General features: G+C 67.2%; 14 protein-coding genes. 7 read left to right on the forward strand and 7 right to left on the reverse strand.

What is annotated here, in order from left to right; translation table 11 throughout:
- Positions 1-34: 34 nt before the first annotated feature.
- Positions 35-874 (forward strand): PhzF family phenazine biosynthesis protein, encoded by an 840-nt coding sequence (locus tag OC373_RS14530; protein WP_070426307.1) that lies wholly within the window; start codon positions 35-37, stop codon positions 872-874.
- A gap of 27 nt (positions 875-901) precedes the next feature.
- Here OC373_RS14530 and OC373_RS14535 read toward each other — a convergent pair whose 3' ends face one another.
- From OC373_RS14535 to OC373_RS14545, 3 genes are all read right to left on the reverse strand, one after another.
- Complete coding sequence (locus OC373_RS14535) at positions 902-4,720, reverse strand: LamG domain-containing protein (protein ID WP_261997912.1); 3,819 nt, start codon at positions 4,718-4,720, stop codon at positions 902-904.
- A 151-nt stretch (positions 4,721-4,871) separates the two neighbouring features.
- Positions 4,872-8,051, reverse strand: a complete 3,180-nt coding sequence (locus tag OC373_RS14540) for a TonB-dependent receptor (protein WP_261997913.1) — start codon at positions 8,049-8,051, stop codon at positions 4,872-4,874.
- A gap of 263 nt (positions 8,052-8,314) precedes the next feature.
- Positions 8,315-11,071, reverse strand: a complete 2,757-nt coding sequence (locus OC373_RS14545; RefSeq protein ID WP_070426305.1) for a TonB-dependent receptor — start codon at positions 11,069-11,071, stop codon at positions 8,315-8,317.
- Between the two features lie 271 nt (positions 11,072-11,342).
- Here OC373_RS14545 and OC373_RS14550 point away from each other — a divergent pair, with 271 nt between their 5' ends.
- Both OC373_RS14550 and eda read left to right on the forward strand, forming a co-directional pair.
- The gene (locus OC373_RS14550) at positions 11,343-12,359 is read left to right on the forward strand and encodes a sugar kinase (protein WP_083279829.1); all 1,017 of its coding nucleotides are present in this window, start codon (positions 11,343-11,345) and stop codon (positions 12,357-12,359) included.
- Positions 12,346-12,984 (forward strand): bifunctional 4-hydroxy-2-oxoglutarate aldolase/2-dehydro-3-deoxy-phosphogluconate aldolase, encoded by a 639-nt coding sequence (gene eda / locus OC373_RS14555; protein ID WP_019184076.1) that lies wholly within the window; start codon positions 12,346-12,348, stop codon positions 12,982-12,984. The genes OC373_RS14550 and eda overlap by 14 nt, the downstream gene beginning before the upstream one ends.
- Positions 12,985-13,003: 19 nt before the next feature.
- Here eda and OC373_RS14560 read toward each other — a convergent pair whose 3' ends face one another.
- Complete coding sequence (locus OC373_RS14560; RefSeq protein ID WP_261997914.1) at positions 13,004-14,887, reverse strand: sigma-54-dependent Fis family transcriptional regulator; 1,884 nt, start codon at positions 14,885-14,887, stop codon at positions 13,004-13,006.
- Between the two features lie 240 nt (positions 14,888-15,127).
- On the opposite strand from OC373_RS14560, the gene adh reads away from it, so the two are divergent.
- The 4 genes from adh (at position 15,128) to OC373_RS14580 (ending at position 18,690) form a co-directional block, all read left to right on the forward strand.
- Entirely contained in the window at positions 15,128-16,657 is a 1,530-nt protein-coding gene (gene adh, locus OC373_RS14565) for an aldehyde dehydrogenase (protein ID WP_070426301.1), read from the forward strand.
- Between the two features lie 86 nt (positions 16,658-16,743).
- Positions 16,744-17,772 (forward strand): alcohol dehydrogenase AdhP, encoded by a 1,029-nt coding sequence (gene adhP / locus OC373_RS14570; RefSeq protein ID WP_070426300.1) that lies wholly within the window; start codon positions 16,744-16,746, stop codon positions 17,770-17,772.
- Between the two features lie 88 nt (positions 17,773-17,860).
- A complete protein-coding gene (locus OC373_RS14575; RefSeq protein WP_026069918.1) occupies positions 17,861-18,238 on the forward strand; it encodes a DUF779 domain-containing protein in 378 nt (125 codons plus the stop codon).
- A 56-nt stretch (positions 18,239-18,294) separates the two neighbouring features.
- The gene (locus OC373_RS14580; protein ID WP_070426299.1) at positions 18,295-18,690 is read left to right on the forward strand and encodes a hypothetical protein; all 396 of its coding nucleotides are present in this window, start codon (positions 18,295-18,297) and stop codon (positions 18,688-18,690) included.
- On the opposite strand, the gene ligD is transcribed toward OC373_RS14580, so the two are convergent.
- The 3 genes from ligD to OC373_RS14595 form a co-directional block, all read right to left on the reverse strand.
- Positions 18,691-21,276, reverse strand: coding sequence for a DNA ligase D (gene ligD / locus OC373_RS14585; RefSeq protein WP_261997915.1), 2,586 nt, complete (start codon positions 21,274-21,276; stop codon positions 18,691-18,693).
- Positions 21,277-21,282: 6 nt separating this feature from the next.
- Entirely contained in the window at positions 21,283-22,224 is a 942-nt protein-coding gene (locus OC373_RS14590) for a Ku protein (protein WP_261997916.1), read from the reverse strand.
- Positions 22,225-22,322: 98 nt separating this feature from the next.
- Entirely contained in the window at positions 22,323-22,718 is a 396-nt protein-coding gene (locus tag OC373_RS14595) for a hypothetical protein (protein WP_019184068.1), read from the reverse strand.
- Positions 22,719-22,813 lie beyond the last annotated feature (95 nt).

The raw sequence follows: 22,813 nt of genomic DNA on the forward strand, positions 1-22,813 counted from the left end.
CATGCGCGTTCCACCCGGTTACCGACGTTCCGCCATGCCTACGCTGCCGTTCCAACAGGTCAATGTCTTCAGCCGGGATCCCCTGCGCGGCAATCCGCTGGCCGTGGTTCTGGAGGCCCAAGGCATCGACGACGCGCGCATGGCCGCGTTCGCGCACTGGACCAACCTGAGCGAGACCACCTTCCTGCTGCCGCCTACCGATCCGCAGGCGGACTATCGCGTGCGCATCTTCACCACGCTGGAAGAACTCCCGTTCGCCGGGCATCCCACCCTGGGCAGCTGTCATGCCTGGCTGGCCCATGGCGGCATGCCCAAGGGCGAAGAGATCGTGCAGGAGTGCGGCATCGGCCTGGTGCGGATCCGCCGCAGCGAGGCGGGCCTGGCGTTCCTGGCGCCGCCACTGCTGCGGGGCGACGCATTGGCGCCGGACCTGCGTGAACAGGTGCGGCGCGGGCTCGGCGTGGCAACGCAGGACGTGGTGGACGCGCGCTGGGCGGACAACGGTACCGGCTGGCTCGCCCTGCGCCTGCGTGACCGCGCCGCGGTGCTGGCGATCCAGCCGGACTACGCCCAGCTGCAGGGGCTGAAGGTCGGCGTGTTCGGGCCGTGGCAGGCCAGCGATGGCGACGAGGCCCAGTATGAAAGCCGCGCCTTCATTGCCGGTGACGGCGCACCGGAGGACCCGGCCACCGGCAGCCTCAATGCCGGCATCGCGCGCTGGCTGCTGAGCACCGGCGAGGCGCCGGAGCGCTATGTGATCAGCCAGGGCACCGCCATGGGCCGTGCTGGACGGCTGCGGGTAGAGCGCGTGGGCGAAGCACTGTGGATCGGCGGGGACTGCGTGACCTGCATCGAGGGGCAGGTCACGCTGTGATCCGTCGCTGCCATGCATGGCATGGCACTACCGGTCCAGCACCACCAGGTTGTTGCGCTGGGTCACCTCGGCGGCGCCATCGGCCTGCATGACACGCACGCGCAGCCCACGGTGATCCCCCGCCGGCAGCGGCAGGCTGATCGCGGTGGTTTTCGGCACCAGATCGCTCGGCGCGGGCAGGCTGGGAATCTCCACCCGGGCAAGCTCACGGCCCTTGGCATCTTCCAGCACCGCCACGCCCACGCTGGTCGCGACGTGGCCCAGACTGTGCACGGTCACCTGCACCTGGCCGCCCTCCACGCGGACATCGCCCCGCCCGATGCCGAGGTCGGCCCGCTGCTCGACCGGCGTGCCGGCCTGCACCAGCTCGAACTCGAACACCTGGCTCTGCCCCGGCGCGAAGCGCAGCGTGGTCGAGGCACTGCGTTCCAGCGCCAGATCGCGCGTGGTCGCCTTGCCGTCGATCCGGTCATCGCCGTCGCGGTCCACGCCGCTGGTCATCCGCCATTGCCCGGCGGTGACATTCCAGGTGCTCATCTCGGCATCCACCGCGCGCGTGCCCAGGTTGTAGGCGATCACCTTGAAGCGGTCCGGCGAGGGCGCATGCACCAGCAGCGCGACCTGCTCGGCCGCGTCCGGCTGGGCAAAGCGCCAGCTCACGGTGTGGCCGGGCCAGCTCTGGTTGCGCTTGAGCGCGATACCGCCCAACCGCGCGCGCTGCAGGAACTCGCTCGGCGCCTCGACACGGTCGGACCACCAGTGGCCTTCGGTGTTCATGTACTCGCGCTGGGCCTTGGCCTGGATGCCATCAGCGTGCAATGCCTCCAGGTACTTCTTGTCGCCGGTGGCCTGCCACGCCATCAGACTGGAGAAGCCGGTGTTGCCACCGTCGGCATCGCTGATGAAGCGCGGGTTCCACTCGGCACCGCGGCCCAGCGCTTCGACGTAGTTCTCGCCCAGGTTGGACAGCGCGCCCGGCCCACCGCGCTCGACGCGGTAGTCCAGCGCCTTGAGGTACTTGTCATCGCCGGTCCAGCGCCATGCCGCCCAGAAGGTATGCATGATGTCGCCGCTGCCCGAGCCGTTGTTGAGCTCGCCGCCGCGGGTCTTGCCGGTCGCCCAGTGGATCTCGTTCGGCAGCGCCCAGCGCCCCTTGTCGTCGGTGTAGGCGTGGGCCAGGTAACCATCGGCCAGGCCGGTGACCAGCTTGCGACCGGTCGGATCGGCGTTGTACTGGCCGATCAGGAACGCCGGGTGCAGCACCGGGAAGGAGTACGGTTTCTGCCACTGCCAGTTCGGCTCGCGGTAGACCTTGTTGCCGCCGAACCAGTTGCTGGAGAACAGCAGATGCCCCTGCGGATTGGGCAGGATGATGCGTTCATCGAAGGCCTTCACCGTTTCCATCAGGCGCTCGACGGTGAGCGGATCGCCCCAGTTGAGGTAGAGCATCGCGCTGTTGGTGTTGATGCCTTCCTCGTAGGCATGCAGCTCGTCGGTCTCGATGGTGCTCAAGCCATTGCTGAACATGCCATTGCGGTACACCGCGTCGGACAGTGCGGTCAGCGAGGCGTTGAGCTTGTCCGGCTGCACGCCCATCAGCGCCAGCCCAGGCCACTGCTGGGTCAGGTCGGAGTCGTCGGAGATGCCGCCGCCGAAGTCGCCATAGGCGATCTGGCGGTTGTCGATCCACCAGTCGATGAAGCGGCGTACGTACTTGAGGTCTTCGGTCTGGCGGAAGGCCCACAGCGGTACGCCCTTGGGCGCATCGGGCTGGGTGAACGGCGGTTTGCCCTGGCTGTTGTAGCTGATGTAGTTCCAGTACAGACGGCCCAGTTCGTGGTCCGGATCGACCCGCAGCAGATCGCTGAGGTCGGCATAGACGCGCGCGTACAGGCGCTGGCGCTTGGAGGTGGTGTGCTCTTCGACCAGGAAGCCCCAGTTGTCGCGTACCTGGTTGAAGCGGTCGGCGATGTGTTCTTTCTTCGCCTCCTCGCGGTCCTTGTAGACCATGCGGATTTCCGCCCCATCCAGCGAGGTCGCGTTGAAGCCGGGCGCGGCAGAGGCGATGGAGATCCACAGGCTGTCGGCGGTCAGGATGCGATCGCGCAGGTCCAGCCACAGGGTGCGCTTCTGGCCCGGCTTGACCGAGACCGACACGTCGATCATGTCGCGCGCCGGCCAGATCGGATCCTTGATGCGGATGTTGAGCGGGATCAGGCCGTCCTGCGTGGCCGGCAGATCCAGCTTGGGCAGATCGATGGCGATGCCATCCAGGCCGTCATGCATGTTCTCCCAGCTGTGTGCCCAGCTGCGGATCAGCGGCTGCGCGGCCGGCGCGTCGCTCACGCCGGAGGGAATCAGCACGTGCACGATCGGCAGCGGCTGCGCGGGCAGCGTGTCGGCCGTGCGCTTGCGCGAGCCGGCGCCCTTGGGCAGCGCCATCACCGTGCTGCGTTCGGCCGCCGGGTAGCGGCCGTCGATGTACTCGCGCAGTGCGGCGATGTTGGTGTAATCCGGCAGCGCCTGGCTGTCGATCAGGTAGCGCTGCTTGACCGTACCCTCCGGCTCGGCGGCATCGCTCACCTGGTAGGCCCAGATTTCCTGGATCGGGGTTTCCTGCGCGGTATTGCGGAAGTGCAGCACGCCGCCGTCCTGGGCTGGAATGCTGTTGACGCTGCGGACCACGCCCTGCGGGCGCTGGAACAGGGTCTGCGCCGGCTGGCCGTCCACGCTGTGGCTGAGCCCGCCAAACGCTGCACCGCGCACTTCGATGCGGTTGACGGTTTCACCGGCCGGCAGGGTCAGGTCGAGCTGCTGGCCACCCTCGACATAGGTGTTCCAGTCCGGCAGCTGGAAGTAATCATCGCGCCCGGCCAGCCGCGAGCGGTTGTAGACGCCCGGCCAGGTGGTCTCGGCGATGCCGTCGGTCGCCTTCCACATCCACTGCTTGTGGTCCTTGGTATCGGCGAATTCGATCTTGCGGATCGTGGTGGTCGGCGCGGTCAGCGCCGGCGGCGGCGCTGCGTCCCACCCATGGCGATGGCGCCAGGCGCGCATCGGGTCAGGCGCGGCCACGGCCGTGGTCGGGGCAGCATTCCGGGCCAGTGCGGCCATGCCGGCCGGATCGAGCAGGCGGTCGTAGACGCGGATCTCGTCGACGTCGCTGCCACGCAGGAAGTTGTAACGGCTCTGCACCTGGTAGGGCGCCATCACGCGTCCGGCCAGGCCGAGCTGATCGAGTGCGGCGTCGTAGTCGGCGGTGGTCTCCTGGCGGGCAACCTCTTTGCCGTCCACGTACAGGCGCACGCCGTGGTTTTCGTCCCAGCCGAAGGCGATGTGCTGCCACTGCTGCGGCGAAGGGTTCTGGTCGAGCTTGAACGACACGCGGGTGCGCGCCAGGTTGGCATCGGTGACAAAGGCATCGAAGCCGTGGCCGTTCCAGTCGATGCGCAGCCAGGCCATGTCCCAGCTGCTGTGGTCGGCATAACCAACCCGGAAGATCACGAACGGTGCTTCACCCACCGCGTAGCGCGAACGCCAGAAGAAGCCCAGCGTGCCCCGTTGGGCCTGGATGTTGCCGGGGGCATTCCACGACAGCACGCCGTCATCGGCCCATTCGATCGCACTGCCATGCGCCCCGTCGGGCACCCGCTTCACCTTGTCCACGAAGTTGGGGACCGGGTCGCCCGCGGCGGTATCGGCCTGCAGGCCCTGGTCGGCCGACACGTGGAACAGCAGCTGGGGCGCGGTCTGCGCCCAGGCGGTGCCACTGCCCGCAAGCAGCAGCGCCAGCAGGCTGGCGGACAGGCGGGAGGGGCGGATCGAGGCGGCGACAACGCGATGCATGAGACCTTCCTTTCGACAGCAGAAACAGTACAGCGGAACCAGCAGCGGGGGTCAGCCGCTCACGGTGGCCTCCCGCCCCGGCACCGCGCCCGCCATCCCGGAGAGAAGGATGCAAGCGGGCGCGATACCTGTGGCGGAAGACGCAGCACGGTCAGAACTTGTAACGCAGGCCGAGGTAGTACTGGCGGCCCGTATGGGTGTAGCGATCCGGCAGCGACAGCGCTGAATCGACGTAGCGCTCGTCGGCGGTGTCAAGCAGGTTGATCGCCTCGAAGGTCAGCGAGAGGTTCTTGTTGACCTTGTAGGACATGTTGAAGTCCACGTTCTCCACGCTGTACTTGCCCTGCACGTCGGCGGTGGCGAACTGGTTGCCGTCCAGGTCCCACACGTTCTCCTGCGAGAGGATCGTGCTGATGTACGCGTCGCGGTAGCTGGTGGAGACGCGGGCGCTGAAGCGGCCGTCGTCGTAGTACAGGGTGGCGTTGTACGAGTTCGGCGAGAGATTCAGCAGGTCGTTCTCGGTGTAGGTGGTGACGATCGTGCTGCCGGTGCCCGAGCTGAACATGTACTTGATCTTCGACTCGACGTGCGTGTAGTTCAGCTGCACGCCGAAGTTCTTCCAGAAGCCGGGCAGGAAGCTGAAAGGCTGCTGGTAGGACACTTCATAGCCCTTGAGCGGGCCGCCCGGGGTGTTGAAGTAGCTCTGCACGTTGAACACGGTGTCCGGGCTGAAGCCGGTCGGCAGCAGGTCCAGCGAGTAGCCCATGTCCGCCCAGGTGGTGAGCAGGCGCGTGCGCTGCACGTAGCTGTCGATGTCCTTGTAGAACAGCGCCGCCGACAGCAGGGCCCCTTCCTCGAAGTACCACTCCGCGCTCAGGTCGTAGTTGGTCGAGCGGAACGGGTCCAGCTTGGGGTTGCCGAGGTTGATCGAGTAGCTGCGGTCGTCATCGAAGTACGCGGTGGGTCCCCCGCTGACGCTCGGCGACAGGTTGGACAGGGTCGGGCGGGCCATGGTCTTGGCCGCGCCGAAGCGCAGCACGAAGGTGTCGCTCAGGTCCCAGGCCAGGTTCAGCGAGGGCAGCCAGTCGTCGTACTTGTGGCCGACCCGGGTGGCGACCTGCAGGCGCTCGCCGGGATCGGCGGTGGCGCTGGCCACGCCGAAGAACGGCGCGCAGGCCGAAGACAGGTCCGTCGCATTGGCTGCGGTGCACGGCGCATAGCCATCGGCGGTGATCCGCGTCTGCACATAGCGCACGCCGAGGTTGCCACGGAACGCGCGGCCCAGCAGGTCGGTGTTGAAGTCGAGCTGCAGGTAGCTGCCGTAGCTCTTCTCGTTGACGTCGAAGTTGTTGTTGGACGCGCCGAAGTGGCCCACGCTGGCCAGGCGGTAGTCGCCGCCGAGGGTACCGGTGTCGCAGTTGCAGTAGATATCCAGCAGCTTGGCGATCTGGTTGAAGTCCGGCACCAGCCAGCTGTTGGGCAGGTTGCCGTCCATGCCCTTGCCGAAGCCGCTCAGCGTATCGCTCAGGTCACCCACGGTGACGCCGGCCGGCAGTGCCTGCGACAGGCGCCCGTAACTGATGTTGCGGAACTCCTGCGTGCTCATGTCGTAGTCCTTGTAGGCCAGACCGCCGCGCAGGGTGAAGGTGGGGCTGATATCGAAGGTCAGATCGACCTTGGCCGTGTCGAAGGCGTTGTCGACGTACTGCGGATTCAAGCGCACTTCGCTGATGTTGCCGCCACGCGCGGTGCCGTTGGCGTTGACCGGCGTGCTGCCGTAGCCGAGCCACTTCCAGTTGTCCACGGCGTTGAGATCGAACGGGAAGGACATCGCCGGCACCTTGCCGTTGCGCATGTCCAGCACGAAGCCATCCAGGTTGCTGTTGTCGAAGCTGACCATCGAGAAGACCGGCCGCTCATAGTTCGACTCGGAGTGGCCGACCACGGCATCCAGGCGCACCGCATCGTTGAAGCGATGCTCCAGGTTCAGGCTGAACTGCTTGAACTCGGTGCTTTCTTCGATGGCGGTGGATTCGGTGCGGAAGTCGACGTTGTCGAACACGCCGTAGGTCAGGCGGTTCTGCTCATCGGCCTGCGCCTCGCGGACCACGATCTGGGTCTTGCCGCCGTACTGCGCGGTGCGATGCAGGTTGGCGCCGATGGAGTCTTCGCGCACGTTCTTGTCGAGCTTGGAGTACAGCATGTCCAGGTTCAGCTGCGTGTCGTCGCTGACCTTGAACTGCACTGCGCCGGTGACACCCAGGCGTTCGATCTCGTGCTCGGTGCGGATGTAGCGCGGGTAACGCGGGATCCAGGCGTTGGTCGCGGTCTCGTAGGCGGCGATGTTCTCCGCCGTCGCCGCAGGGCGATCCAGGCCGGGGCCGCAGTGGGTCGCATCAATGCCGTAGCTGCCCCAGCCGTTGCTGCGCGCCTGGTTGGCGGCGCTGCCGACACCGGCGGCGGTTTCATTGGCCAGCGGGTTGCGTGGGGTCTGCGGGTCGTAGCCGGCCGGGCTGCAGAAGCCGTAGGTGCCGTTGTTGGCCGCGGTGCTCTGGTTGGAGTTGCGGTAGTTGCCGTGCTCCCAGCGGACCGGGTTGTAGCCTTCTTCGAAGATGGTGCGCTTGCTGTAGGCCACCGACATCAGCGCGCCGACCCGGCCGTCGGCCCAGGTGTTGCTGATCAGCCCGGAGATGCGCGGGTCCTTGTTCCTGGAGAGCTCGTTGAAGCCGTACTGGCCGCCGAGCGAGGCCTGGAAGCCCTCGAAATCGAACGGGCGCGAGCCGCGAAGATCGACGGTGGCGCCGAGCGAGCCCTCATCGGTCTGCGCCGACTGGGTCTTGTTGATCTTGACCCGGCTGAACAGCTCCGAGGCGAAGGTATTGAAGTCGAAGCCGCGGCTGCGGTTGACCCCGGTGGTGCCGCTGCCTGCGGTGGACAGCGCTTCCAGGCCGTTAATGCGCACGCGGGTGAAGTCCGAGCCCAGGCCGCGCACGGAGATCTGCTGGCCTTCGCCGCCTTCACGGTCGATCGAGACGCCGGCGATGCGCTGCATCGACTCGGCCAGGTTCAGATCCGGGAACTTGCCGATGTCTTCGGCGTAGATCGCATCGACCTGCTCGACGCTGTAGCGCTTTTCATCCAGCGACTGCTGCAGGCTTTCGCGGTAGGTCGCCTTGACCTCCACCTTGTCCAGATCGACCGCGTTGAGTGACGCGGCCTGTTCCGGCGTCTCCTGTGCCGCGGCGATGCCAGCCACGCCCTGCAGCGCGAAGGCGATCGATACCGCGAGCAAGGTAACCGGTGTCTTTTTACGGGTGTCGAGTCGTTCCATCGTGTGTAAGCCCCTCCCAGGGTTCGCCGCCATGCGACCGTGATGTTGATGAGTCATGACGTCCGGCCTCCCCCGGAGCGTCCAGCGCGCATTGCCGCGGTGACACCGCTGGTCATCCGAAACGTAACAAACCCTTCACGCGGCGGCATCTTGCGCCGCAGCAGCGTGCATTCGCTGGAGAGAGTCGTGGGATGGCAACGATGGCGGCGCGCGCGCAGCCGGCGGCGTGATCACTCACGCCGCCGGCGGGTACTGCCGTTGAATCAGAACTTGTAGCGCACGCCGAGCAGGAACTGGCGGCCGGTTTCGGTGTACTGCAGCGGCAGGCGACCGGTGGCCGGCGAGTAGACCCACTCGTCGGAAGCTTCGTTGGTCAGGTTGATGCCTTCCAGGCTCAGTTCGAGCTGGTCGCTGATCGTGTAGCGGATCGAGGCATCGATGACGGTGGTGCCGGTCATGCCGTGGTAACCGTCGAGGTTGAAGCCGGTTTCCGTACCCGGTGCCTGGGTCAGGTAGTCATCGCGGTTGGTTGCCGAGACGCGGCCGGAGAAGACCTTGCCTTCGTAGAACAGCGTGGCGTTCCAGGACGACTTGGACAGGCCGGTCAGGTCGGTCTTCATCACCGGCTGGCCGGCCGCGTTGAGGTACTGGATCTGCGATTCCACCCAGGTGTAGTTCAACTGCACGCCCAGGTTGGACCACTTGCCTGGCAGGAAGGTGAACGGCTGGGTGTAGTTGGCTTCCACGCCGTGCAGTTCACCGCCCGGGGTGTTGACCGGGCGGCTGTAGGTGAAGTCATCGGCGGGCGAGGCACCGGTGCCGATCAGCAGCGAGGCGGGCAGGCCGCTGTCGGAGTACGGACGCACTTCGCGGGTGGTCTGCACGAAGCTCTCGATGTCCTTGTAGAACAGCCCGATGCCGGCCATCGCGCCTTCGGCGAAGTACCACTCGAAGCCGAGGTCGACGTTGGTCGCGCGGATCGGCTCCAGGTCCGGGTTGCCGCTGGAGATGGTGCGCGCACCACCGGCCACGGCCACCGTTGCGCCCGGCGTCAGGCTGCCCAGGCCCGGGCGGCTCATCACCTTGGCCGCGCCGAGGCGGATCAGGAAGTCCGGGGTGACTTCAGCCACCAGGTTGAACGAGGGCAGGGTGTCGTTGTAGGTGCGGTTCTCGGTGGTGGAGACCGTACCGGTGGCCAGCGTGGACAGGCCGGTGGAGCTCTGCTTGGTGCGCACGTAGCGCACACCGACGTTGCCCGACAGCGGCAGGCTGCCCAGTTCGGTGGAGAACTCGCCCATCAGGTAGGCACCACGGTCCTTCTCTTCGACGCTGCGCACGTTGTTGGCGCGCGGGGCGACGGCGAAGATGCCGCTGTTGCTGTAGATGTCGAACTGATCGGCAATCGCGTTCAGGTCCGGCACCACCCAGTTGGACGGGCTGCCGTTGATGCCCTTCAGGCCGGCCTGCTCGGTCATGTCCACCGGCACGATCTTGGTGCCATCGGCGAAGTTGGGCACGGCCAGTTCGCTGGCACGGCGCAGTTCGGTGGTCTTGAAGGTGTAGTCCTTGGCCAGCACGCCGCCCTTCAGGCGGAAGCCCGGGCTGATGTTCCAGTTGAAGTCGAGCTGGCCGGTATCGAAGTCATTGTCCACGTACTGCGGGCGCAGGCGGATTTCCGCCAGTTCCCAGCCCGCCGGGTTGGTCGGGTCGATGCCGTAGTTCAGCGTCGGGAACCGGCTGTTGCCCCGGTAGTCGTAGCTGTAATTGTCGACGTCGTACTTGTCCATGATGATCGTGGTCTGGACCGGGTTCTCGTGCTTGGAGCGCGAGATGCCGACCTTGCCGGACAAGGTGAAGTCATCGCCGAAGCGGTGCTGGCCATTGAGGCTGAGCTGCTTGAACTCGGTGCTCCACTCGTCATGGCGGTTTTCGGTACGGATGTCGACGTTGTCGAACTCACCGTAGACCAGTGCGTTGTTCTCGATCACGCCGTTCTTGACGATCATCGCCGGCTTGCCGACCAGGCGCGGCGTGGTGCTGGTGCCACGGCTGAAGGAGATCGCTTCGATGTAGTGCTCGTCGCGGGTCGCATCGATCTTGGAATACAGCGCATCCAGCGAGAACTCGGTGGCATCGCTCGGCTTCCACTGCAGGGTGCCGGTCACGCCCAGGCGCTTCTGCTCATGCTCCATCTGCACGTAGCGCGGGAAGCGCGGGTGGTAGACGTCGGCCGAACGGGCGGCGGCGAACGGCGAGGCCGCGTTGAAGTTGCCGTTGCTCGGGCCGTTGGCCCAGCGGCCGGTGTTGGAGCCTTCTTCCAGCGCCTGGCGCTCGGAATAGGCCACCGACAGCAACGCACCGAAGGTGCCGTCGGCGAAGGTGTTGGAAATCAGTGCGGCCATGCGCGGGTCGGCTTTTTCGGCCATCGCGTTGTAACCGGCCTGGCCGCTGGCGGCAAAGGTGAAGCCGTCATAGTCGAACGGGCGCGCGGTGCGCAGGTCGACCGTGGCCCCCAGCGAGCCTTCCTCGACGTCGGCAGAGGCGGTCTTGCGCACCATCAGCTGCGAGAACAGGTCCGAGGCGAACACGTTGAAGTCGAAGCCGCGGCCGCGGTTGGTGCCGCCACTCTGGTCACCGGCACCGACCGTGGTCAGCGCTTCCATGCCGTTGATGCGCACACGGGTGAAGTCCGGGCCCAGGCCACGCACGGAGATGTTGCGGCCTTCGCCGGCCTCACGGGTGATGACCACGCCCGGGATGCGCTGCAGCGACTCGGCCAGGTTCAGATCGGGGAACTTGCCGATATCCTCGGCGACGATGGCGTCGACCACGCCGGCTTCGCCGCGCTTGATGTCCAGCGCCTTCTCGACACTGGCGCGGTAGCCGGTGACGACGACGGTATCCAGATCGGTGGGGTTGGTCCCCGCATCCTGGGCCAGCGCGGTACCACTCAGCGCCAGGCCGATCGACAATGCGAGCAAGGTAACCGGTGTCTTTTTCTGCGTGTTCTGGACTTGCATGTTTTCCCTCTCCCAAGGTGCTACATGAAACAGCTATCCAACGACATGTCAGTGCAATGACACCGCTGGTCAGGGCGGACGTTAACAGCCCGTTACTGATCCGGCATCTTGCACCGCAGCAGACTTTCAATGTCCCGCAGACGCTTGCAGGACAATGGTTCCGACATTCGGGACAGGTGGACGGGGCGGCGTCCATCGCTAGAATGACACCGCTAGCCATTGCTGTCGGGCGCCTGCGTGGCGGCCGCGGCCCTCACAAGGATCCAGAACCATGAGTCGTGTTGTCTGTTTCGGAGAGTTGTTGTTGCGCATGAGCGCGCCCGGCCGGGAGCTGTTGCTGCAGAGCCCGCAGCTGGCCGTGCACGCCGGGGGTGCGGAGGCCAATGTCGGTGTCTCTCTGGCCCATCTGGGGCATGCAGTGGCCGCGGTCAGCACGGTGCCGGCCAACCCGCTGGGCGAGTACGCCGTGGGCGAACTGCGCCGGCACGGGGTGGACACCGCAGCGGTGCGCCGCACCGAGGGCCGCATGGGCCTGTACTTCCTGACCACCGGCGCCGTGCAGCGTGCCAGCGAAGTGGTCTACGACCGCGCCGATTCGGCCTTCGCCAACAGCAGCGCCGCCGACTACGACTGGGACACGCTGTTGACCGGTGCCGACTGGCTGCACCTGTCCGGGGTCAGCCCGGCGCTCAACCCGGCCATGGCCCAGGCCACGCTGGCCGCCGCGCGTGCGGCGTGCGCGCGGGGCGTGAAGGTGTCCTTCGATGGCAACTTCCGCCCGTCGCTGTGGGCGCGCTGGCAGGGTGATGCACCCGGCATCCTGCGCGAGCTGTTCGCCTGCGCCGATCTGGTCTTCGCGGACTACCGCGATATCGGGGTGGTGCTCGGGGGTGAATTCGGGCAGGCCGATGTGCACGAGCGGGTCGATGCAGCCGCCGCACAGGCCTTCGCGGCCTTCCCGCGGCTGCAGTGGATGGCCTGCACCCAGCGCACCCCGCACAGTGTGGACACCCATTCGCTCGGGGCGATGCTGATCGGCCGCGATGGCACCCGCGCCGTGGCACCCACCCGCGAGATGATCGGCATCGTGGACCGCATCGGCGGTGGCGATGCCTTCGCCGCCGGCATCCTGCATGGCATGATGCGCGGCTTCGCGCCGGACATGATCGTGCGCTTCGGCCTGGCCGCAGGCTGCCTGAAGCATTCCATCCCCGGCGATTTCAACCCTGTCAGCGAGGCTGACATCATGGCCCTCACGGGCGAGGAGCGATTCGATGTCCGGCGCTGATCCGCGCGTACGCGCAGTCCTGAAACTGGCCCCGGTGATTCCGGTGTTCACCCCGGAAAATGTCGAGGATGCGGTCGAGGTCGCGCGTGCCCTGTTCAACGGCGGCCTGCCGGTGATCGAAGTGACGCTGCGCACGCCGATGGCGATGGAGGCGATCCAGGCGATGGTCGAGGCCGTGCCCGATGCCGTGGTCGGCGCCGGTACCGTGTTGACGGCCGCGCAGATGGAGAAGGTCAAGCAGGTGGGCGGGCGCTTTGCGGTATCGCCGGGCGCGACCCCGCGCCTGTACGCCGCCGCGCGCGATACCGATCTGCCGTTCCTGCCGGGCGTGGCGACCTCGTCGGAGCTGATGCTCGGCCTGGAGCAGGGTCTGGATACCTTCAAGTTCTTCCCGGCGGTGCAGGCCGGCGGCGCGGCCATGCTCTCGGCATGGAACGGCCCGTTCGGCGATGTGCGGTTCTGCCCGACCGGCGGCATCAGCGCGCAGACCGCGCGCGATTTCCTGCATCTGCCCAACGTGCTGTGCGTGGGCGGTTCGTGGCTCACCACGCGGGCGCTGCTGCAGGCCAGGGACTGGGCCGGCATCGAGCAGCTCGCGCGCGATTCGGCCGCGCTGGTCGGCTGAGCCCGCAAGGCCTGCCGCCTCAGTGGCGGCGGGCCGTCGCCCCGACGCGGCGATACAGGGTGCTGCGACTGATGCCCAGCGCGCGCGCGGCCTGGGCGACATTGCCATGGCTGGCACGCAGCGCATCGCGCATGGCGGTTTCGGTCATCGCCTCCAGGCCCTCGGCCGTGGACGGCATCACCGGCGCAGGCGCCGCCTGCAGATAGGCCGGCAGCATGCCGTGCCGGATCACGTCACCCGGATCGCTCAGCGCCACCAGCGTGCGCAGGCAGGAACACAGCTGCCGCACATTGCCCGGCCAGGTGTATCCAGCCAGCGCCTCCAGGGCTGGGGTCTCCAGTTCGCGGCCCTGGCCCAGCCGCTGCCACAGGCCGCGCACCAGCGCTGCACGCTCGGCATGCTCGCGCAGCGCCGGCAGGCGCACGCTGTGATCGGCGATGCGGTAGTAGAGATCGCTGCGGAAGTCACCGGCGGCCATCGCCTGGTCCAGATCGCGGTGGGTGGCGCAGATCAAGGCGAAATCCAGCTGCACCGGCTTGCCGCCGCCCAGTGGTGACAGGGTGCGCTCCTGCAGCACGCGCAGCAGCCGCGGCTGCAGCGCCAGCGGCATGTCGCCGATCTCATCGAGGAACAGCACCCCGCCCTGGGCCTGGCGCAGCAGGCCGGTGTTGCCGCTCTTGCGCGCGCCGGTGAAGGCACCTTCCTCGTAGCCGAACAGCTCGGCTTCGATCAGGCCTTCCGGCAGCGCCGCGCAGTTGACCGCCACGAACGGCTTGTCGGCACGCGTACTGCGCCGGTGCAGCTCACGCGCGAAGACTTCCTTGCCGGTACCGGTCTCCCCCTGCAGCAGCACCGGCAGCTGCGCATCCAGCACGCGGCAGGCGCGCTCGAGCACCCGGTGCTGGGCCGCATCGAACAGCGGCGTGGCGTCCACCCGCACCGCAGCTGCGGCGGCGCGCGCGGGTGCCGCGGGGGTCGGCCGCGCGGGCAGTGGCGAGCGTACCGTGGCGCCACCGGACGGGCTCACGTGGCCATACAGCGCGCGTCCCTGGCGGTCGACCAGCGCGCCATCATCGTGCAGCCGCGACAGCGGGCCATCGAACAACGCCTCGTAGGGCGCCCTGCCGATGTCGCCGTGGTCCAGGCCGAACAGGGCCAGCCCGGCACGGTTGGCGGCCACCAGGCGGCCATTGCGGAAGCCCAGCACGCCTTCGCGCGCGGTGCCGAGCAGCCCGGCGTCGTGATGCAGGCGGACCACCTCGCAGTCGCCCAGCCCTGCCTCGAAGTAACGGTGTTCGATGTGCGCCACCGCCTGCCGCGCCAGGACGCGGGCATGCAGGTGCTGCTGGCGCGCATCACCGGAGATATCCAGTACCCCCACGCGCTGCCCGTAGGGATCGAAGATCGGCGTCGCCGAACAGGTCAGGATCGCGTGTGGGGCGAAGTAGTGCTCGCCACCGCGCACCTCCACCGAGCGGCCTTCGACGATCGCGGTGCCGATCGCATTGGTGCCCACCGTGGTTTCATCCCAGCGCACGCCGGGCATCAGCGCCACGCGCCCGGCCTTGTCCAGAAACGCCGGGTTGCCCTCGGCATCCAGGATCCAGCCGGCTTCATCGGTCAGCAGCGCGATGCTGCCGGTCGCGGCGATGTCGGCGGCCAGGCCATCCAGCTCCGGGCGCGCCAGCCGCCACAGCGTTTCCTGGCGCTGCCGCAGTTCGCGCAGGCGCGCGTCCGGCAGCGGCTCGACCTCCGGCTGCGCATCCACCGAGAGCCCACCGCGCTGGCAGCGTTGCCAGGACTGCAGGATGGTGTCGGGCACGATACCGACCGGTGCCGCGCCACGTTCGAAGAACGAGCGGCGCGCATTGCCGACACGGTGCTGGAGCGGAAGCTGGGACACCTGGGTTCTCCAGTGTCGCAATCTGCGACAGTTGTAGCGGGGCCTGTTCCGATAAACACCACACCCGGGGTTACCGCGCAATGACCGGCCGTGGTGCACTGCATCAGTTTCAGTGGCCCTCTCCAGTCCGTGCGCCGCGTAGCGCCATGCCGCACTGCACCACACCGAACCTGGCATCGTCCTTGCGCCATGGAACAGACCCCTTACCGGGCCTGTCCACTGCCATCCGGAGATGCACCCATGAATGCCGTCACGTCCGCCAAGCCGCACGCCACCGATCCGCAGTCCATCTTCAAGCCGCGCTACGGCAACTACATCGGCGGGGAATGGGTGGCGCCGCGCAGCGGCCAGTACTTTGAAAACACCACCCCGGTGACCGGCAAGGTGTTCACCGAGGTCGCCCGTTCCAACGCCGAGGACATCGAAGCGGCGCTCGACGCTGCCCACGCGGCCAAGGCCGCCTGGGCCGAGACCTCGACCACCGAACGCGCCAATATCCTCAACAGGATCGCCGACCGCATCGAGGAAAACCTCGAACTGCTCGCGCATGCCGAGACCTGGGACAACGGCAAGCCGATCCGCGAAACGCTCAACGCCGACGTGCCGCTGATGGCCGACCACTTCCGCTACTTCGCCGGTGCCGTGCGCGCGCAGGAAGGCAGCCTGTCGGAGATCGACAAGGACACCATCGCCTACCACTTCCACGAGCCGCTCGGCGTGGTCGGGCAGATCATCCCGTGGAACTTCCCGATGCTGATGGCCGCCTGGAAGCTGGCCCCGGCCCTGGCCGCCGGCAACTGCGTGGTGCTCAAGCCGGCCGAGCAGACCCCGGCTTCGATCCTGGTGCTGATGGAGGTGATCGGCGATCTGCTGCCCAAGGGCGTGCTCAACGTGGTCAATGGCTTCGGTGTGGAGGCGGGCAAGCCGCTGGCGTCCAACCCGCGCATCGCCAAGATCGCCTTCACCGGCGAGACCACCACCGGCCGGCTGATCATGCAGTACGCCAGCCAGAACCTGATCCCGGTGACGCTGGAGCTGGGCGGCAAATCCCCGAACATCTTCTTCGCCGATGTCATGGCCGAGGATGACGACTTCCTCGACAAGGCCATCGAAGGCTTCGTGCTGTTCGCCTTCAACCAGGGCGAGGTGTGTACCTGCCCGTCGCGCGCGCTGATCCAGGAATCGATCTACGAGAAATTCATGGAACGCGCGCTCAAGCGCGTGGCCGCGATCAAGCAGGGCAATCCGCTCGATCCCAACACCATGGTCGGTGCGCAGGCCTCCTCCGAGCAGCTGGAGAAAATCCTCTCCTACTTCGACATCGGCAAGCAGGAGGGTGCCGAGGTGTTGATCGGCGGTGAGCAGGCCAAGCTGGACGGCGACCTGGCCGGCGGCTTCTACGTGAAGCCCACCGTGTTCAAGGGCCACAACAAGATGCGCGTGTTCCAGGAAGAGATCTTCGGGCCGGTGGTTTCGGTGACCACGTTCAAGACCGAGGAGGAAGCGCTGGAGCTCGCCAACGACACCCTGTACGGCCTCGGCGCCGGCGTGTGGAGCCGCGATGCGTCGCGCCTGTACCGCATGGGCCGTGGCATCCAGGCCGGACGCGTGTGGACCAACTGCTACCACGCCTATCCGGCACATGCCGCGTTCGGCGGCTACAAGCAGTCGGGCATCGGCCGCGAGAACCACAAGATGATGCTCGACCACTACCAGCAGACCAAGAACCTGCTGGTCAGCTATTCGCCCAAGAAGCTGGGCTTCTTCTGAGCCCGCGCCGGGCTTGATCCCGATCAAGGCGCCGGCATGCGGCCGGCGCCACAGTGCTGTCATTGGCAATCCACGGAGATCCACGCATGAACAAGACCATGAAGGCCGCTGTCGTCCGCGAATTCGGAAAGCCGTTGCGCATCGAGGAAGTCGAGGTGCCACGTCCGGGGCCCGGCGACATCCTGGTGAAGATCGAAGCCTGTGGCGTGTGCCACACCGACCTGCATGCGGTGGATGGTGACTGGCCGGTCAAGCCCAACCCGCCCTTCATTCCCGGCCATGAAGGGGTCGGCCACGTGGTGGCGGTGGGTGCGGGTGTCAGCCACATCCGCGAGGGCGACCGCGTCGGCATCCCGTGGCTGTATTCGGCGTGCGGCTACTGCGAGCACTGCCTGGGCGGCTGGGAAACCCTGTGCGAAGCGCAGCAGAACACCGGCTACTCGGTGAACGGTGGCTTCGCCGAATATGCGCTGGCCAATGCGGCCTATGTCGGCCTGCTGCCGAAGGGCGTGGGCTTCATCGAGGTCGCGCCGATCCTGTGTGCCGGCGTCACCGTCTACAAAGGCCTGAAGGTCACCGATACCAAGCCCGGCCAGTGGGTGGTGATCTCCGGCATCGGCGGGCTCGGCCACATGGCCGTGCAGTACGCCAAGGCGATGGGCCTGAACGTGGCCGCGGTGGATATCGATGACGGCAAGCTGGCGCTGGCCGAGCGGCTGGGCGCGACGATCACCGTCAACGCGCGCAATACCGATCCGGCCGCGTTCCTGAAGAAGGAGATCGGCGGCGCGCACGGCGCACTGGTCACCGCGGTCTCGCCAAAGGCCTTCGAGCAGGCACTGGGCATGGTCCGCCGGGGCGGTACGGTCTCGTTGAACGGCCTGCCGCCGGGAGACTTCCCGCTGGACATCTTCGGCATGGTGCTCAACGGCATCACCGTGCGTGGGTCGATCGTCGGCACCCGCCTGGACCTGCAGGAATCGCTGGAATTCGCCGAGCAGGGCAAGGTCGCCGCAACGGTCACCAGCGATTCGCTGGAGAACATCAACGACATCTTCGCGCGCATGCAGGCCGGCAAGATCGAAGGCCGCGTGGTGCTCGACATGAACGCGTAAAACACACGGCGCGCTGCCGACGTACCTCGGCAGCGCCTGTTCCACGGTAGTGCCGGCCTCGCTGGCCGGCTCCCGGAGATTCCCGACCATGCCCGACCTCCCGCTCCAGGTAATGGCCACGCTCCCGGCCCTGCAGCTGATCGAGACATTGCAGGCCCGCCATGGCGACCTGCTGTTCCATCAGTCCGGTGGCTGCTGCGACGGCTCCTCGCCGATGTGTTTCGCCCAGGGCGATTTCATCGTGGGCGACCGCGACGTGCGCATGGGCGAGATCGGCGGGGCGCCGTTCTACATCAGCCCCGCGCAGTTCGAATACTGGAAGCACACCCAGCTGATCATCGACGTGGTGCCCGGCCGGGGCGGCATGTTCTCGCTGGAGAACGGCGAGGGCGTGCGCTTCCTGGTCCGCTCGCGCTTGTTCAGCGATGAGGAGTTCGCGCAGCTCAAGGCCGCCGGCCGGGTCTGAACCACGCCGCGGCAACCCGTCCATAATGGCGGCTCTCCCGCCGTGACGCCCCTGCCATGCCTGTGTGGTCCGCCCTGAAGAATCCACTGCTGTCCGTGCTGGCCGTCGTGTTCGCGTTCGCGGTGATGGTGCTGGTCAACAGCCTCGGTTCCTGGCTGGTGCCGTTGCTGCGCATTCCGCCGGGCGGCGAGCCGCAGCTGGCCTGGGACCTGGCCTGGACGATCCTCAGCGGCATCGCTGCGATCGCCTTCGCCAGCCGTTATGCGCCCACCTGGCCACGTGTGCACGGCGGCGTGGTGTGGGCGGTGATCGCGGCCGCCTCGATCTACACCGCCTGGGATTTCGGCAGCGATTTCCCGTTCTGGTTCGTGGTGACCCTGCTGGTGTCGCTGCCTGTGCAGGCATTGGTGGGCCTGTGGGTGGGCACGCGGTTCCGGCCAGCGCGCGCCTGATCAGCTGCCGGGCAGCACCTGCTTCACCTGCTCGATGCCTTCCCACGGGTCCTGCTTCAGCCGCTCCGCACGCTGCAGCGCCTTCGCCATCGGGAAGGCGTCCGGCGCCGCGATGCGGCCCAGCTCTTCCCAGCGCAGCGGCACCGCCACGCCGGCTCCGGGCCGCGCCCGCAGCGACCACGAGCTCACACTGGTGGCGCCGCGCGCATTGCGCAGCCAATCGATGAAGATCACCCCATCGCGCTTGGCCTTGCTCATCGTCGCCACATAGCGCTCCGGTGCCTGGGTGGCCATGGCCTGCGCAAACGCCTCGCAGAAGTCCTTGGCCTGCGCCCAGTCGGCCTTGGGCTGCAGCGGCACCACCACGTGCACGCCCTTGCCGCCGGAAAGCCGGACGAAGCTCTCCAGCCCGGCTTCCTGCAGGCGCGCGCGCACATCGCGTGCGGCGGCCTTGATCTGCGTCCAGTTCACGCCTTCGCCGGGATCCAGATCGAACACCAGCCGGTCCGGATGTTCGGGGTCATCGACGGTGGCGCCCCAGGGATGCAGCTCCAGGGTGTTCATCTGCACCAGCTGCAGCAGGCCCTCCACCTCCTCGATGTAGAGGTAGTCTTCGCGCCCGCTCTTCTGCTCCAGCGGAATCGCCTTGACCGCACCGCCCAGGCCGGTGCCGTGGTGTTTCTGGAAGAAGCAGGGCGTGTCCACCCCGTCCGGGCAGCGCAGCACCGACAGCGGGCGGTGCGCCACCTCGGGCAGGATCCAGCGCGCCATGCGCCGGTAGTAGTCGGCCACCTCGCCCTTGGTGATTTTCGCCTTGGCGAACACCACGCGCTCGGGATGGCTGATCGTCACCGTGCTCTCGTCCTGCGCGGCCGTAGCTGCCTTCTTTCGCCCGCGCGTTCCGGCCGGGGTGGCGGAGGCCGCGGTAGTGGAGGGGGTGGGGGAGACGGCCGTAGCTGTGGCGCCCAGATCCTTGGCGTGTTTGTCCTCGCGCAGCCGCTTGAAGCTGGCCTGGCGCAGCAACCCTTCCTTGGCCCATCCACGGAATGCGACCTCCGCCACCAGCACCGGCTTCACCCAGTGCACGCTGCGTGCGGTGAACGGCACATGCGCAGGCAGCTCGACCACCGCGTCCTTCACCGTCAGCGGGGTCAGCTGCCTGGTCAGCGCGCGCAGCGCGGCATCGTCGAAGCCCGTGCCGACGCGGCCGACATACCGTAGCCCGCGCTTGTCCGGGGTGGCCATCAGCAGCGAGCCGAAGCCACTGCGCGATCCCTTCGGTTCGGTATAGCCGACGATGAGGAACTCATCGGTGTTCTCGTGCTTGATCTTGATCCAGTCGCGCGAACGCGCGTTGACGTAGGGCGCGTCGATCCGCTTGCTGATGATGCCTTCGAAGCCGGCCTCGCCACTGGCGGCGAACACCGCCGGGCCGTGGTCGCGCACGTGGTCGCTGTAGGCCAGGGTGCCCGGCGTGGCGCCCAGCAGGTCCTTGAGCAGGGCCTTGCGCTCCAGCAGGGGCACCCGGCTGACGTCCACCCCCGCGATGCCGGGCATGTCGAACACCACATAGCGCAGCGGCTGTTTGGCGGTGCCATCGATGACCTTCTGCAACGCAGTAAAGTCACTGCGGCCCTGCGCATCCAGCACCACCAGCTCACCGTCCAGGCGTAGATCGCGCACCGGCAGCCGCTCGATCGCCTGCACCACCTCGGGAAAATCGTCGGTCCAGTTCAACCCGCCGCGCGAGCGCAGCGACACCACGCCATCGCGCACATCGGCCAGCAGGCGATAACCGTCCCATTTGATCTCGTGCAGCCACTGCTCGCCGTCCGGTGCGGTGGCACGGTGATCGGTCAGCTGAGGCTTGAAGTCATGCGGGTAGGGCGTTGCGCGAGCGCCCTGCAGGGCCAGCGCGCGCTTGGACCAGCGCGCGTCCGCCTTGCGTTCGGCCTTGCGTGCGGGGCTACCTGTCGCGGCCTTGGCCGGCGCGGTCTTCCTTGCCGGGGCAGCTTTGCTGGCGTTGGCAGCGGCAACCTTCTTCGCGCTTGCGCGCTTGCCTGCCTTGGGCGGTGCCTCCAACAGATCATCAGCCTCCATATCCCTGGCCTCCTCGTCATCGCGTTTGATCAGCAGCCACTGGTGCTGCTTGCCCTTCATCGCAGTGCGCACCAGTTTCCAGCCGCCCTTGAGCCGTTCACCGTGCAGGACGAAGTCCACCTTGCCGGCCGCGATCGCCTCCAGCGGATCGCCATCGCAGGCCCAGGTGCCGTGGTCGTAGACGTCCACATGCCCGGCGCCGTAATGGCCGCTGGGGATATCGCCGGCAAACGTCGCGTAGGACAGCGGGTGATCTTCAACCTCCACCGCGAGCCGTTTTTCACCAACGCGCAGCGAGGGGCCTTTCGGCACCGCCCAGCTCTTGAGCACGCCATCGGCTTCCAGCCGGAAGTCGTAATGGCGCGAGCTGGCGTGGTGCAGCTGCACCACGAAGATCGGCCGCCGCGCCGGCGCGCCGCGGCGCTCGGCATCCGGCTCGGGGGTGCCGTCGAAGCGGCGTTTGCGGCGGTATTCCTGCAGGGACACGTCGGCTTACCCGGCTTTGCGCGCGGGCGCGCGCTTGGTGGTCTTCTTGGCCGCTTTGCCCGCTGTCTTGGTCGCCTTTTTGGCCGCAGTGGGTTTGGCGACCTTTGCCGTAGCCTTCTTCGCCGCCGACTTTTTGGCGGCCGGCGTGCGCTTCTTGGCATCCAGGCTCTTCTGCAGCAACGACATGAAGTCGACCACGTTGGTCGCGTCGTCCTCGCGCGGGGCCGGCTCTTCCTCCACCTTGGTGGTGCCACCCTTGGCCTTGATCCGCTTTTTCAGCAGCGTGTGCAGGCGCTCGCGGAATTCATCGTGGTACTCATCCGGCTTCCATTCGCCGGACATGGAGGCGATCAACTGCTCGGCCATCGCCGTTTCCTTGCTGTTGATACGGTACTCGGCGAGGCTGCCGCTGGGCAGCTTGTACTCGTCCGGGTCGACCAGTTCCTGTGGATAACGCAGGATCATCAGCACCAGTCCATCGCCGTGCGGCATCACCGCGCACAGGTATTCGCGCGTGCGCACCACCACCCGTGCGATGCCGACCTTGCCGGTGCTGCGCAGCGTTTCGCGCAGCAGCACGTAGCCTTTCTCGGCTTTTTTGGCGGGCACCAGCAGGTAGGGCTTCTCGTAGTACCGCGGGTCGATGGTGGCGGCGTCGACGAAGGTCTCCACCTCGACCGCCTCATGGCTTTGCGGCGCGGCCGAGCGGATGTCGTCTTCCTCCAGCACGACATAGCTGCCCTTGTCGTACTCGTAGGCTTTGACGATCTCTTTCCACGGCACTTCCTCACCGGTATCGGCGTTGACCCGTTCGAAGCGGATCGGCTTGCGGTCGCGCGAATCCAGCATGCGGAAGTGCAGGTCGACATTGCGTTCGCCGGACATCAGCGACACCGGGACATTGAGCAGCCCGAATGACAGCGTGCCGGTCCAGATCGGTCGGGCCATGGTGGCGCCACTCCAACACTACAGGGAGGGCAGCTGTACCGCGGCGCACGTGAAACGCCTGTGTCCGGCCTGTGCAGGCCGTGGCTGCACGCCCGCGGCTACTGCAGCAGGCCGTGCACCGCCGCCGCCGGCATGTGGTCCAGCGCCAGCCAGGCATCCTCGACCACCGCCCGTGCCTGGTGCCAGCCCAGCCGCGATTGGCCGCGCATCTGTTCCCAGTGCTCGGCCAGCTCGCCGTCGGTGTCATCGGCGCCGCGCGGCCAGTCGGCGTAATGCGTGGTCAGGGCGAAGGCATAGGCCGGGTACAGGTCGCGCCAGCTGCGGCGCCCCTGGCTGCGGCGCTGCTCGTAGTCACTGCGCATGTACTGCAGGTAGTCCTGGGCGACCGCCTGCGCATCTTCGGCGCGGTCGCGGCGCGCGCGGCGCCCGCTCCGTTCCGGCTGCAGGTAGGCGTTGAACAACGCGGGTGCGGCACGGCGGTCCAGGCGGGGCATGACACGACTCCGACAGCGGTGGGGGAGGCAGGAATAGACCCGCCGCCGTTATCCAGCCGTGACAGATTCGTTGACGCACCGGGATTCGCAGCGAC

Source organism: Stenotrophomonas sp. Ste96 (assembly GCF_024519495.1).
Classification (GTDB): domain Bacteria; phylum Pseudomonadota; class Gammaproteobacteria; order Xanthomonadales; family Xanthomonadaceae; genus Stenotrophomonas; species Stenotrophomonas bentonitica_A.